The organism is Nonomuraea sp. NPDC005650 (genome assembly GCF_040605375.1).
Classification (GTDB): Bacteria; Actinomycetota; Actinomycetes; order Streptosporangiales; family Streptosporangiaceae; genus Nonomuraea.
Map to the genome: position 1 here is coordinate 138,954 of NZ_JBEXCR010000020.1, position 12,981 is coordinate 151,934.

Annotated in this window: 14 protein-coding genes; all 14 read left to right on the forward strand. The window is 68.3% G+C overall.

All coding sequences use genetic code 11. The annotated features are described in order from the left end of the window. The first annotated feature begins 128 nt into the window (after positions 1-128). The gene (locus ABZS69_RS32625) at positions 129-2,873 is read left to right on the forward strand and encodes a nitrate- and nitrite sensing domain-containing protein (RefSeq protein ID WP_355379172.1); all 2,745 of its coding nucleotides are present in this window, start codon (positions 129-131) and stop codon (positions 2,871-2,873) included. Next, entirely contained in the window at positions 2,870-3,292 is a 423-nt protein-coding gene (locus ABZS69_RS32630; RefSeq protein WP_103955821.1) for a roadblock/LC7 domain-containing protein, read from the forward strand. Before ABZS69_RS32625 ends, ABZS69_RS32630 begins: the two co-directional genes overlap by 4 nt. Before the next feature lie 122 nt (positions 3,293-3,414). Beyond that, complete coding sequence (locus tag ABZS69_RS32635) at positions 3,415-3,738, forward strand: DUF742 domain-containing protein (protein WP_168022241.1); 324 nt, start codon at positions 3,415-3,417, stop codon at positions 3,736-3,738. Positions 3,739-3,745: 7 nt separating this feature from the next. Then, on the forward strand, positions 3,746-4,306 hold the full coding sequence (locus ABZS69_RS32640) for an ATP/GTP-binding protein (protein WP_355379173.1): 561 nt from the start codon (positions 3,746-3,748) through the stop codon (positions 4,304-4,306). A 57-nt stretch (positions 4,307-4,363) separates the two neighbouring features. Beyond that, on the forward strand, positions 4,364-5,917 hold the full coding sequence (gene ffh, locus ABZS69_RS32645) for a signal recognition particle protein (protein ID WP_355379174.1): 1,554 nt from the start codon (positions 4,364-4,366) through the stop codon (positions 5,915-5,917). A 665-nt stretch (positions 5,918-6,582) separates the two neighbouring features. Further along, positions 6,583-7,023 (forward strand): 30S ribosomal protein S16, encoded by a 441-nt coding sequence (rpsP, locus tag ABZS69_RS32650; protein ID WP_355379175.1) that lies wholly within the window; start codon positions 6,583-6,585, stop codon positions 7,021-7,023. Position 7,024: 1 nt separating this feature from the next. Beyond that, positions 7,025-7,270: an RNA-binding protein gene (locus ABZS69_RS32655; protein WP_043634919.1), complete on the forward strand. Its 246-nt coding sequence runs from the start codon at positions 7,025-7,027 to the stop codon at positions 7,268-7,270. Between the two features lie 65 nt (positions 7,271-7,335). After that, on the forward strand, positions 7,336-7,836 hold the full coding sequence (rimM, locus tag ABZS69_RS32660; RefSeq protein ID WP_355379272.1) for a ribosome maturation factor RimM: 501 nt from the start codon (positions 7,336-7,338) through the stop codon (positions 7,834-7,836). Continuing rightward, positions 7,836-8,615 (forward strand): tRNA (guanosine(37)-N1)-methyltransferase TrmD, encoded by a 780-nt coding sequence (gene trmD / locus ABZS69_RS32665; protein WP_355379176.1) that lies wholly within the window; start codon positions 7,836-7,838, stop codon positions 8,613-8,615. The genes rimM and trmD overlap by 1 nt, the downstream gene beginning before the upstream one ends. Positions 8,616-8,752: 137 nt before the next feature. Next, positions 8,753-9,115: a 50S ribosomal protein L19 gene (rplS, locus tag ABZS69_RS32670; RefSeq protein ID WP_355379177.1), complete on the forward strand. Its 363-nt coding sequence runs from the start codon at positions 8,753-8,755 to the stop codon at positions 9,113-9,115. Positions 9,116-9,253: 138 nt separating this feature from the next. Then, positions 9,254-10,114, forward strand: coding sequence for a signal peptidase I (gene lepB / locus ABZS69_RS32675; protein ID WP_355379178.1), 861 nt, complete (start codon positions 9,254-9,256; stop codon positions 10,112-10,114). Beyond that, positions 10,114-10,710: a signal peptidase I gene (lepB, locus tag ABZS69_RS32680; RefSeq protein ID WP_355379179.1), complete on the forward strand. Its 597-nt coding sequence runs from the start codon at positions 10,114-10,116 to the stop codon at positions 10,708-10,710. The genes lepB (ABZS69_RS32675) and lepB (ABZS69_RS32680) overlap by 1 nt, the downstream gene beginning before the upstream one ends. Positions 10,711-10,762: 52 nt before the next feature. Next, on the forward strand, positions 10,763-11,431 hold the full coding sequence (locus ABZS69_RS32685) for a ribonuclease HII (protein ID WP_355379180.1): 669 nt from the start codon (positions 10,763-10,765) through the stop codon (positions 11,429-11,431). Between the two features lie 39 nt (positions 11,432-11,470). Then, complete coding sequence (locus ABZS69_RS32690; protein ID WP_026215037.1) at positions 11,471-11,794, forward strand: DUF2469 domain-containing protein; 324 nt, start codon at positions 11,471-11,473, stop codon at positions 11,792-11,794. Positions 11,795-12,981 lie beyond the last annotated feature (1,187 nt).

Below are 12,981 nucleotides of genomic sequence, written 5' to 3' on the forward strand. Positions count from 1 at the left end.
GGGATCCGGGCTTAATAGAGGAAGCCCCCCGGCATGCGTCTGGTGGACCCCAGCAGGTCGCGCCAGGCAATGCGGGTGAGGCAGGCAAGCCTCGGACGGCGTCGCGGTTCTCCCTGCGTAACTGGCGCGTGCGCTCCAAACTGCTCGTCCTGGTCGTCATCCCGACGCTCGCCGCGCTCGTGCTCGGTGGTCTGCGTGTCACCACCTCGATCTCGAGCGCCGGCGACTACGCGCAGGTCAACGAGGTCGCCGTGATGGCGAGCCGGCTGACCGCGCTCGCGCACGAGGTCGAGGTGGAGCGCGACTACACCGCGCGCTTCGTCGCCCTCGGGCGCAGGGCCGGCCGAGATGAAGTGACCGATCAGTACGAGCCGGTCAACAAGCTCGTCGCCGAGGTCAAGGGCGGCGTCGATGCGCTGGCGTCCTCCGACAGCCCTCAGGCGCCCGAGGCCCTGCGTATCAAGAACCGCCTCAACGAGCTGGAGACCGCGCGTAAGAACGCGATGGACTCCCAGCTTGACGTGAACTCCGTCATCGAGCTCTACGACCGGTTCATCACAGATCTTCTCTCCCTGAACGACACCATCGATCAAGGTGCGGTCGACAAGGAGCTCTCGGCGGTCGTCTCCGGCTTCGCCGCCCTTTCCCGCGCCAAGCAGTACGTCTCCACGCAGCGCGCGCTGCTCGTGTCGGCCCTGGCGACCAAGGAGTTCGGCCGGGCCGAGCTCGACGCCTTCATCGCCGCCCGCGCGCAGAAGAACAGTGAGCTGGCCACCTTCCGGGCACAGGTCCCCCTTGAGCTGCGCCAGGCGTACGACGACACCGTCAGCGGCAAGGCCGTCGACCGCGCGGAGATCCTGGCCGCCCGAGCTCTGTTCCTGCAGAGCCTGGGGCAGCCGCAGCAGGTGTCGGACCCGAAGCTCGGCCTCACCCGTGACGGCAAGGACTGGTTCGCCGCCATCAGCGAGACCATCGACGGGATGCGCAAGGTCGAGCAGCGCGCCGCCGACTCCATCGTGCTCCGCAGCCGCACCCTGGAAGGGTCCGAGCAGCAGAACGCGGTCATTGTGGCGATCGCCATCCTGATCCTGCTCATCCTGGTGCTGCTGGTCACCATCTTCATGGCGCGCTCGCTGAGCGGCCCCCTCCGCAGGCTGCGCAGGGAGGCGCTGTTCATCGCCGGTCGCCGCCTGCCCGACACCGTCCGTCAGCTTCGTGAGGCCGAGTCGGTCGGGGACGGCGTCGACGTCCAGCCGATCGGTGTCGCCTCTCAGGACGAGATCGGTGAAGTCGCGCGGGCGTTCGACGAGGTACACCGCGAGGCGGTCCGGCTGGCGAGCGAGGAAGCCCGCCTGCGCAGCAACGTCAACGCGATGTTCGTGAACCTGTCCCGCCGCAGTCAGACGCTGGTGGAACGGCAGATCACCCTGATCGACGGACTGGAGCAGGGCGAGCAGGACGAGCAGCGGCTCGGGAACCTGTTCAAGCTGGACCACCTGGCCACCCGCATGCGGCGCAACAGCGAGAACCTCCTGGTCCTCGCCGGCCAGGAACCGCCCCGCCGCTGGAGCAAGCCCGTCAAGCTGGTCGACGTGGCCCGCGCCTCGCTGTCCGAGGTCGAGAACTACGAGCGGGTCGTCCTCCAGGTCCCGGACGGCGTCGCCGTGGCCGGTCAGGCCGTCAACGACGTCATCCACCTGCTCGCCGAGCTGATCGAGAACGCCCTGTCGTTCTCGCCGCGCGAGACCAGGGTGACCGTCTCCGGGAGCAGGATCGACGGCGGCGGCGTGATGCTGTCGATCAGCGACTCCGGCATCGGCATGACCCCTGATGAGCTCACCATTGCCAACGACCGCCTCATGGACGCTCCCACCGTGGACGTGTCTGTGTCGCGCCGAATGGGCCTGTTCGTGGTCGCGAGGCTGGCGCACCGCCACGGCATCCGGGTGCAGCTGCGCCCGCACGGCACCGGCGGTCTGACCGCCATGGTCCTGATGCCGGAAGCGCTGCTGGGCTCGCAGTCTCCCGCCTATGCGACCCCCGGAAGCAATGGCATGGGGACCCTGGACTCGTTCGACGACAGCTTCGGCGCCCGTCAGCCCATGCCCCCCATGCAGCAACCCCCGATGCAACCCCCGATGCAGCCCCCCATGCCGCCGCCGCCCGTTCCCCAGTGGGGGCCGGGAGGCTACCAGCCCGGGCCGGGGCACCCGTCGTTCCCCTCACAGCCGTCGTTCTCGGCGCACCCGAGCGTGGACGTGGGCTGGCCGGCCGACCCGCGCAGCAGCAGCGGCGGGTACGACACCTCTGACGTCTGGGTTCCGGCACGCAACTCCAACAGCCGGCCGGGCGAATGGGGCCAGGACAACAACTCCCTGCCGAGGCGGCCCTTCGGCGGCGACCAGATGGACATGGGGCAGCCGAGGTACGACTTCCCCGAAACCGAGTCGGCGGCGACCGGTCCCATCCCGGCCGTGAAGCCCGCCTCCGGGGGCGACGAATACCTGCCGATCTTCGCCTCGGTCGAGTCGGCCTGGTTCGAGCAGGGCAACGAGGGTGGCGCGACCTGGGGTTCCGCCAAGGCGGACGCGGGCTGGAGCGCCGCGGAAGCCGTCGTCGAGCCGGTACGTGACGGCGCGACCGCGGCGGGACTGCCCAAGCGGGTGCCCAAGGCCAACCTGGTGCCCGGCTCGGCCGACACCGTCTCGGCGCCCAAGGGCGTCGCCCCCATGCCGGCGGTCTCGCCGGACCGGGTGCGCAGCCGCCTTTCGAGCTTCCAGCAGGGGTTCAGGGCGGCACGTGACGACATCAGCGAGGGCAGGACGTATCCCTCCGGTCCGAGAAGTGTTGAAAGCAGGGATGAGCGCACATGAATGACCTGAGCCAGTCGGCGCGTGGGGTGGACTGGTTAATCACCGACTTCGTCAGCACCGTTCCTGGCGTCGCGCACGCGGTGGTCGTCTCTTCCGACGGGTTGCCGCTGGCGGCTTCGTCGGGCTTCCCGGCTGACCGGGCTGACCAGCTGGCCGCGATCGCGTCGGGCCTGGTGAGCCTGACGCAGGGTGCGGCCAGGGTGTTCGAGGGCGGTGCGGTCAACCAGACGATCGTGGAGATGCAACGCGGGCTGATGCTGATCATGTCGATCAGCGACGGCTCGTGCCTGGCGGTGCTGGCGGCTCCGGACTGTGACATGGGTCTGGTGGCGTATCAGATGACGCTGATGGTTGATCGCGCCGGTCAGGTGCTGACTCCGGCTGTGCGCGCCGAACTGCGTGCCAGCCAGACCAGGTGATGTAGGTGACAGACCCGAGATGGAACAGCGGCGGCTGGGAATCCCATAACAGCGGTGCATGGGATTCCCAGAACAGCGGGAGCTGGCAGCCTCCGCCGCCCAGCAATGACCCTGCCTCGCCGGTGCGGCCCTATGCCGTCACCGGCGGGCGTACCGCGCCCAAGGTCAAGCTGGCCATGGAGGCACTGGTGTCCTCGGCGACCGCCGAGCACCGGGAGTTCTCGCACATCACTCCCGAGTACAAGGCGATCAGCCAGCTGTGCCTGCAGGTCAGGTCGGTGGCTGAGGTCTCGGCGCTGCTGCGGATCCCCCTCGGGGTGGTGCGTGTTCTGATCGCGGATATGGCGGCAGAGGGCCTGGTTCGGGTGCATCAGCCGCAGCTGGAAGCGGGTAGGCCGGACGTCAACCTGCTGGAAAGGGTGCTCAGTGGACTTCGCAGGCTCTAGCCCCGGTTTGACCTCGACGAAGATCGTGGTCGCCGGTGGGTTCGGGGTGGGCAAGACGACGTTCGTCGGCGCGGTGTCGGAGATCATGCCGCTGACCACGGAGGCCGTCATGACCGACGCCTCCGCGGGCATCGACGATCTGGGCATGACCCCGCTGAAGTCGACCACGACCGTCGCCATGGACTTCGGCCGCGTCTCGCTCGATCGCGACCTGATCCTTTACCTGTTCGGCACCCCCGGACAGCACAGGTTCTGGTTCATGTGGGACGACCTCGTACGCGGTGCCATCGGCGCGGTGGTGCTCGTGGACACGCGGCGCCTGGCGGACAGCTTCCCCGCGATCGACTACTTCGAGGAAGCTCAGCTGCCGTTCATCGTGGGGGTGAACGGATGGGACGGCGTCTACGGTCACAGTGACGTCGAGGTGCGCGACGCCCTGACCCTGGCGCCGCACATCCCGATGGTGCGCCTCGACGCCAGGTCCAAGGACTCGGTCAAGACCGCGCTGATCAACCTGGTCGAGCACGCTCTCTCGGTCCGCATGGCCGTGCCAGGCTGGAGCGGCTAGCGGAGCGGATAGGCTGGAGTCTTAGACGTTCATTCGCTTCGAGGACTGGCCAACCACGTGTTCGAGACGCTATCCGACCGGTTGACATCGGTCTTCTCCTCCCTCCGGTCCAAAGGCCGGCTGTCCGATGCCGACATCGACGCCACAACCCGCGAGATCCGCATCGCCCTGCTGGAGGCCGATGTCGCGCTCCCGGTGGTCAAGGCGTTCGTCGCCCAGGTCAAGGAGCGCGCCCGCGGGTCCGAGGTCTCCCAGGCGCTCAACCCGGCGCAGCAGGTCGTCAAGATCGTCAATGACGAGCTGATCGCGATCCTCGGCGGCGAGACGCGCAGGCTCCGCCTCGCCAAGACGCCGCCGACCGTGATCATGCTGGCGGGTCTGCAGGGCGCCGGTAAGACCACTCTGGCGGGCAAGCTGGCCAAGTGGCTGCGCGAGCAGGGCCACACGCCCATGCTGGTCGCCGCCGACCTGCAGCGCCCCAACGCCGTCCAGCAGCTCCAGGTCGTGGGCGAGCGCGCCGGGGTCGCCGTCTACGCCCCCGAGCCGGGCAACGGCACCGGCGACCCGATCGCGGTCGCCCGCACGTCGATCGACGAGGCCAAGCGGCTGCAGCACGACGTCGTCGTCATCGACACCGCCGGCCGCCTGGGCATCGACCAGGAGATGATGAAGCAGGCCGCGGACATCCGCGACGCGGTCTCGCCCGACGAGGTCCTGTTCGTGGTCGACGCCATGATCGGCCAGGACGCCGTCACGACGGCGCAGGCGTTCATGGAGGGTGTCGGCTTCGACGGGGTCGTGCTGACCAAGCTCGACGGCGACGCCCGCGGTGGCGCCGCCCTTTCGGTACGGCACATCACGGGCCGGCCGATCATGTTCGCCTCCACGGGCGAGAAGCTGGAAGACTTCGACGCCTTCCACCCCGATCGCATGGCCTCCCGCATCCTCGACATGGGTGACATCCTCACCCTGATCGAGCAGGCCCAGAAGACGTTCGACGAGGAGCAGGCCGCCAAGATGGCGGGCAAGCTCACGTCGGGCGAAAACTTCACGCTCGAGGACTTCCTCGAGCAGATGATGATGGTCCAGAAGATGGGGCCCATCAAAAACCTGCTGGGCATGATGCCCGGCATGGGGCAGATGCGCGACCAGCTCAACTCCATCGACGACCGCGACCTCGACCGCATCGCCGCCATCATCCGCTCGATGACGCCGGCGGAGCGCCAGGACCCCAAGATCATCAACGGGTCGCGCCGGGTCCGCATCGCGGCCGGCTCCGGCGTCACGGTCACCGCCGTCAGCAACCTCGTCACCCGCTTCTTCGACGCCCAGAAGATGATGAAGCGGATGGCGGGCGGCATGGGCATTCCCGGCATGCCGGGCGGCCGGGGCAAGGCGGCCAAGGCGCAGAAGAAGGTCAAGAAGGGGCGGCGCGTCAGCGGCGACCCGCGCAAGGCGGCCCTCGGCAAGGCCTCCTCCGCCGAAGAGGCTCCCGCGGCCGAGCCCCAGGGCGGCGGGCTGCTGGGCAACCTGGGGGGCAAGCTGCCGCCGGGGATGGAGTTGCCGCCCGGCTTCGACCCCTCCAAGTTCCGCCTGCCCGGCCAGAAGTAAACCGCCGCCGGGAGCCCTCCCGGCGGCGCGGGTGCCACCTCGGCACTCCGGCTCACCGTTCTGCGCCACGGCCCACCAGCGGCGCGTCCCGGCTGTCGACGGCGCAGGTGTCCGCGCGGCCCGGTACTCCGGCGGCACCGGCTCACCGGCCAGTGGCGCGTGCGGCGCGGTACTTCGGCCACCGGCGCGTCCATGCTGTCGACGGCCCGCGCCCCGGGTTTCCGCGTTGGCGGTGGCGTGCTCCGGCACCTGGCGGGATCCCGCTCACCCGTGCCCTGGTCGCCGTGAGCGCCTGCACCCGTCGCGCCTGGCCGCCCCGCTCCTCGTACGACTGCGCTGGGGGCGCGAGCCGGTCGGCGACCGGGATCGCCCGGGATCGCGTACCCGGGCGATAGCATGAGCAGGTCACTCGCCGTACGTGCGGCCTGGTCGCGGGCGGTGCTGAGCCTCCGGGAGCCATTCGGGCACGGACGAAGGCAACGCGCCGTGACGGAACGTCGTTGGCAGTGCCGTCGATCTGGCACAATGGCATGTTGGAACATCGTGGCCATGCGGGTGCCCTCTCATCTCCCGCCGGACGCGCCTGTCCCTGGAGCGTCGTCCCGTCGTGCCCCACTCGGCGAGATGCCGTTCACCCACGCTCGAATGCAGGAGAGACCACACCCGTGGCAGTCAAGATCAAGCTCAAGCGGCTCGGCATGATCCGCAACGCTCAATACCGCATCGTCGTCGCCGACAGCCGCACCAAGCGTGACGGCCGGGCGATCGAGGAGATCGGCCTGTACCACCCGAAGGACGACCCTTCGCGCATCGAGATCAACGCCGAGCGTGCGGCCTACTGGCTGGGGGTCGGCGCGCAGCCGACCGAGCCCGTCCTCAAGCTGCTCAAGCTCACCGGCGACTGGCAGAAGTTCAAGGGCGAGGCCGCCCCTGCGCCGCTGAAGGTCGCCGAGCCCGCGCCCGACCGTCACGCCCTCTACGAGGCCGCGGCCAAGGAGGCGCTGTCCGGTGGCGACACCGGCACGGCCGCCACCACGCCGAGGAAGGCCAAGAAGAAGGAAGAGGCTGAGGCCCCCGCCGAGACCCAGCCCGAGGGCGAGGCCTGACGTGCTCGAGGAGGCTCTCGAGCACCTCGTGAAGGGCATCGTCGAACATCCAGACGATGTCCGGGTCCGCGCACGCCGCATTCGCAGCGGGCGCGTCCTGGAGGTCCGGGTGCACCCCGAGGACCTGGGCAAGGTCATCGGACGCGGCGGGCGCACCGCCAAGGCTCTGCGCACCGTTGTGAACGCCCTGGCCGACGGGAAGTACGTACGGGTCGACTTGCTCGACCTGCACGAAGCAGTCCGTTAGCGTCAGGTTTCCGCGCCCTCATCGGCCTCGCCGGCCGATGGGGGCGCTTGCGTTAGGAGTTCATGTTGCAGCTGGTCGTCGGCCGGATCGGCCGTCCGCACGGGGTGCGCGGTGAGGTGTCCGTCGAGGTACGCACCGACGATCCCGAGCTGCGTTTCGCCGTGGGCACGTCCATCGCCACGGACCCGGCAGCCAGGGGGCCGCTGGTCATCGCGGCCCGCCGCTGGCACAAGGGCTTCCTGCTGTTGGCGTTCGAGGGGGTTGCCGACCGCGACGTGGCGGAGGAGCTACGGGGCACCATGCTCGTCATCGACTCGGCCGAGGTGACGCCGTCCGATGACCCCGACGAGTTCCACGATCATCAGCTCATCGGCCTGACGGTGGAGACCGTCGCCGGGGAGCCCGTGGGCGAGATCACCGATGTCCTCCACCACGGCCAGGACCTCCTGGTCGTACGCAGGGCCGGGGCGGACGAGGCGCTCATCCCGTTCGTCAAGGCGCTGGTGCCCGAGGTCGATCTGAAGGGTGGCCGGCTGGTCGTCGATCCGCCAGAGGGCCTGCTCTGATGCGGCTCGACATCATCTCGATCTTCCCTGAATACTTCGCGCCGCTCGACGTCTCGCTGATCGGCAAGGCCCGCGAGCGCGGCACGCTGGACGTACGCGTGCACCAGCTGCGCGACTGGGCCCACGACGTGCACAAGACCGTGGACGACACCCCCTACGGCGGGGGGCCGGGCATGGTCATGAAGCCCGAGGTGTGGGGCGAGGCCATCGACACCGTCGTCGGGGACGGCGCGCCGCGGATGATCGTGCCGACGCCGAGCGGGCGGCCGTTCACCCAGGAGCTGGCGCAGGAGCTGGCGGGGGAGCAGTGGCTGCTGTTCGCGTGCGGCCGGTACGAGGGCATCGACTCGCGGGTCATGGAGGAGTACGGCTCCCGGCTGCGGGTCGACGAGGTCGGCATCGGCGACTACGTGCTGGCCGGGGGCGAGGTGGCGGTGCTGGTCATGGTGGAGGCCATCGGGCGGCTGCTGCCCGGGGTGCTCGGCAATGCCCAGTCGGCCGTGGACGACTCCTTCGCGCCCGGATCCATGCAGAATCTGGTCGAAGGTCCCGTCTACACCAAGCCGCCCGTCTGGCGGGAGCACGAAGTGCCTGATGTGCTCCTGTCCGGACATCACGGAAAAATCGCCAGATGGCGGCGTGACCAGGCGTTGCGCCGTACCGTACGGAACAGGCCGGAGCTGGCGGCGGCGCTCGACCCTGACACGCTCGACAAGCACGACAGGAAGCTCCTTGAGGAGCTGTCGTTTCGCGTCGGGCGCGAAGATATGGCAAACTGAATCGCTGCCAACCGTCATTTGGTTGGTCTGTCATGCCCGGGAAACGGTCCCGGGTTCATCACATCAGCAGGCGTGTCCGCCGCGAGCCCCGGCCGGGTGGACCTCCGCGTGCTCACGAGGACTTGAGGACAGCTCTCATGCACACGAAGATCCAGGAGCTCGAGAAGGCGACGCTGCGTAGCGACGTGCCGGGCTTCCGCCCCGGCGACACGCTCGAGGTTCACGTACGAGTCGTCGAAGGAAACCGCTCCCGTATCCAGGTCTTCAAGGGTTTCGTGCTGCGCAGGCAGGGCGCCGGCGCCCGCGAGACCTTCACGGTCCGCAAGGTCAGCTACGGCGTCGGCGTCGAGCGGACCTTCCCCGTGCACAGCCCGGTCATCGAGAAGATCGTGCTCGTGACCCGCGGCGACGTGCGCCGGGCCAAGCTCTACTACATGCGCGACCTGCGCGGCAAGGCCGCCCGCATCCGCGAGAAGCGCGAGGCTACGCCCGCCAAGTAGCCCGTTCTTTGATGGCCCGCGCACTCGCGCGGGCCATTCGGCTTTACAGGGCCGTTTCCTTTATGTGGAGCGACTCGTGCATGGGTGTAACGTCGGTCGAGGCTTGTCGAGCCGAAGCATCATCTAGGCTCGTCAGCGATGACTAGCGAGAGCCAGGAGCACGGCGCGCCGCGCCGCCCTGTCGAGGACGAGGTGGACGTGGTCGCCGAAGAGACTCAGAAGCCAGCAAAAGGCGAGAAACGGGAGAAGAAGGGGTCGTTCTGGAAAGAACTTCCCGTTCTTGTCGTCGTGGCCTTGGTTCTGGCCCTGATCATCAAGACGTTTGTGGTCCAGGCCTTCTACATTCCGTCGGAGTCGATGGAGAACACCCTGTTGAAAAACGACAGGGTCCTGGTCAACAAGCTCGTCTATCACACGCGTGACATCGAGCGCGGTGACGTGGTGGTCTTCTCGGGCGTCGACTCCTGGGACGGCGAGTTCCAGATGGAGGAGCCGTCCAACCCGATCGCGGCCTTCTTCCGCTGGGTCGGCACGGCGTTCGGCATCGTGCCCGGCGAGAAGGACTACATCAAGCGGGTCATCGGCGTCGGCGGCGACCACGTCAAGTGCTGCGATCCCAAGAATCGCATCACGGTCAACGGCACGCCCATCGACGAGGAGAGCTATCTCTATCCGGGCAACGTGCCGTCCGACAAGTTCTTCGACATCACGGTGCCGGAGGGGCGGCTGTGGGTGATGGGCGACCACCGGTCGGTCTCGCTCGACTCCCGGTCCCACACCGGTGACGCGGGCGGCGGGTCCATTCCCGTGAGCCAGGTCATCGGCCGGGCCTTCGTGATCGTCTGGCCGTTCAACCGGGCGGCCTCGATCGACATCCCGGACACGTTCGCGCAACCCGCTCTTCAGGCGCTCGGCGACTCCGTGCCGCTGGTCGCCGGGTTCGGGCTGGCCGTACCCTTGGTCCTGGTTCGTCGCCGCTGGCTGGGGAGGAGGCGTTGATGGCCGTCACCAAGAAGGCGGAGGGCGTGGGCAAAGAGAAGAAGAAGGGCGGCTTCCGCGAGACGGTGCTGCTGCTGGTCCTGGGCGTGGGCATCGCGCTGCTGCTGCAGGCGTTCGTGATCGGCTCGTTCTACATCCCGTCCGTCTCGATGGAGAACACTCTGCTGATCAACGACCGGGTGTTCGTCAACAAGCTGGCGGGCGCGCCGGAGCGCGGCGACATCGTGGTGTTCAAGGGCTGGAACAACGGCGAGGACACCATCAAGCGGGTCATCGGCGTCGGCGGCGACAAGGTGGTGTGCTGCGACTCCAAGAAGCACATCACGGTCAACGGCACGCCGCTGGACGAGGCATCGTACCTCTACCCGGGCGATTACGCTTCCGGCGATAAGTTCAACGTTACCGTGCCCCCCGGGAAGCTCTGGCTGATGGGCGACCACCGCAGCGCCTCGGCCGACTCGCGGGCCCACATGGAGGAGGCCGGAGGCGGGTTCATCTCGGAGAACGATGTGATCGGCAAGGCCGTGGTGCGCTACTGGCCGCTGTCACGGGGGTATCTGTTCTCCCGTCCTGACACTTTTGACAAGGTCAAATAGCGGGCGCTTTCGGTCGCGGTTCGCGGCGTATGGGGCGTACGCTGCCTCTGTCATGACAGTTGCGTTCCGCCCTCGGCCAAGCGTCGTCCGGCGCGATTCCGGACTCTACGCCTATGAGCGGGCGCTCGCCCGCCGCGGCCTCACCCCCATCGCGGGCGTCGACGAGGCCGGCCGCGGCGCCTGCGCGGGGCCTCTCGTCGTCGCGGCCGTGATCCTGCGCAGGCAGATCGACGGCCTCGGCGACTCGAAGCTGCTCTCCCCGGCGGTGCGCGAACGTCTGTACGACCAGATCGTCCGCGTCTCCCACATCGGCATGGTGATCATCCCGCCGGGGGAGATTGACGCAAAAGGTCTTCACAAAAGCAACGTTTCAGGAATGCGGCGGGCTGTCGCACAGTTGCCTTGTGACCCGGAGTACATCCTGACGGACGGCTTCCCGGTGCCGGGGCTCCCGGCGCCGTCGCTGGCCGTGTGGAAGGGGGACCAGGTGGCCGCATGCGTGGCGGCGGCGTCGATCGTGGCCAAGGTGACGCGAGACCGCCTCATGGTCGCGCTCGACGAGCGCTATCCGCAGTATGGCTTCGCGGTGCACAAGGGGTATGTCACACCAGGACACCGGCTGGCGCTGGAAACGCACGGGCCGTGTCCTGATCACCGATACTCCTTCGTCACGGTGGCGAGGGAGATGGGTGAAAATGAAATGGGGGCCGGGGTTGCCTGACCAGGCGAACCGGGGGACCGGTACGACAGGAGGACCGCGATGAGCGCAGAGGATCTCGAAAAGTACGAAACCGAGATGGAGCTGCAGCTTTACCGCGAATACCGGGATGTCGTCGGTTTGTTCACATACGTGGTGGAGACTGAGCGTCGCTTCTACCTGACCAACTCGGTCGACCTCGACGTCCGTACCGCGGAGAACGGCGACGTCTTCTTCGACGTGAAGATGCAGGACGCCTGGGTGTGGGACATGTATCGACCGGCGCGGTTCGTGAAGAACGTGCGAGTGGTCACGTTTAAAGATGTGAACGTGGAAGAACTGGCCAAGGCGGACCTGGAGATGCCCAAGGAGGGCTTCTCGGGGTAACGAGCCGGGGCCCGGAGCCCACCCGCCCACTCATCCTGGCCGCCCGCTCATCCTGGTCGTCCAGCTTGGCCGGCCGCCGGTGCCGGCGCGCCTCCGCCACAGGCTTCACGGGGCCGCAGCCCCTCACCCTCAGCCCCATCGGCCCCTCTGGTGAGCCACATCCGTGCCTCTCATGAAGCCGACACCGCGCACTGAGCCGGCGAGCCGACCCCGGTGCACCGCGCGGGGCGGCCAACGCCGCGTGCCACGCTCACGAGCCGCCGTCGTGGCCAGAGAGGGTGGCCCAGCGTGGCGTACCGCTCGTACGACGGGCACACGCGCCGACTCCCGCGAGCAATGCGGGCGTGTTCGGAGGGGAGCAATGCAAGCGTGCCGTGAGGGTGAGTCAGCGCTGCGGACCACTCCCGCGAGTCGTCACCACTCACCCCTCGCAAGCCGCAGTCGCACATCGGCACCTCCGAGCCGACGCTGGGCGGCCTTATAGGCCAATCAGTGACGCCTGCCCATCCACAGGCCGCTGTGAGAGCAACACACCCTCGAACGAGCACCATGCGCCCAGGGCCCCGACCAACGCCACAGACCGCTTCCACGGCCCCACACCACCGCGCTTACGACCTCCACCGCGCCTAAGACCTTCACCGCGCTTACGACCTTCACTGCGCTTACGACCTCCACCGCCCCCATGGCCACACCACCAGGCCCACAGCCGCACGCCCGCGCCACCGCGGTGCCAACCGCGAGTCGCGCCCTTCAACCCGACCCAGCAGCGCACCCTCACCCCTCAAACGCTCCCAACGCGACCCACGAGTCACCACCACTTCGCACTCGCACCCCTCAGCCAGCCTTGCAAGCCTCCCCATCCGCCAGTTCAGGCGCCAGCCCACCCCAACCCACCCCAACGGCCCCATCGGCCCAACCGGCCCCATCGGTCCAACGCGCCACACTGGCCAGCCTTCGGCACCACCAGCCCTCATCCGCAAAGAATCGAGGCCCACGACCACCCACGTCGGCGGCCCTCGACCGGACTCCACCCGCAAACCCGCGCCTATCCCCAAAGCCCACCCGACGGAGCCGCTCGCCACCGACCCGCGTCCACGACTCCACGACTCCACGACTCCACGACTCCACGACTCCACGACTCCACGACTCCACGACTCCACGACTCCACGACTCCACGACTCCACGAC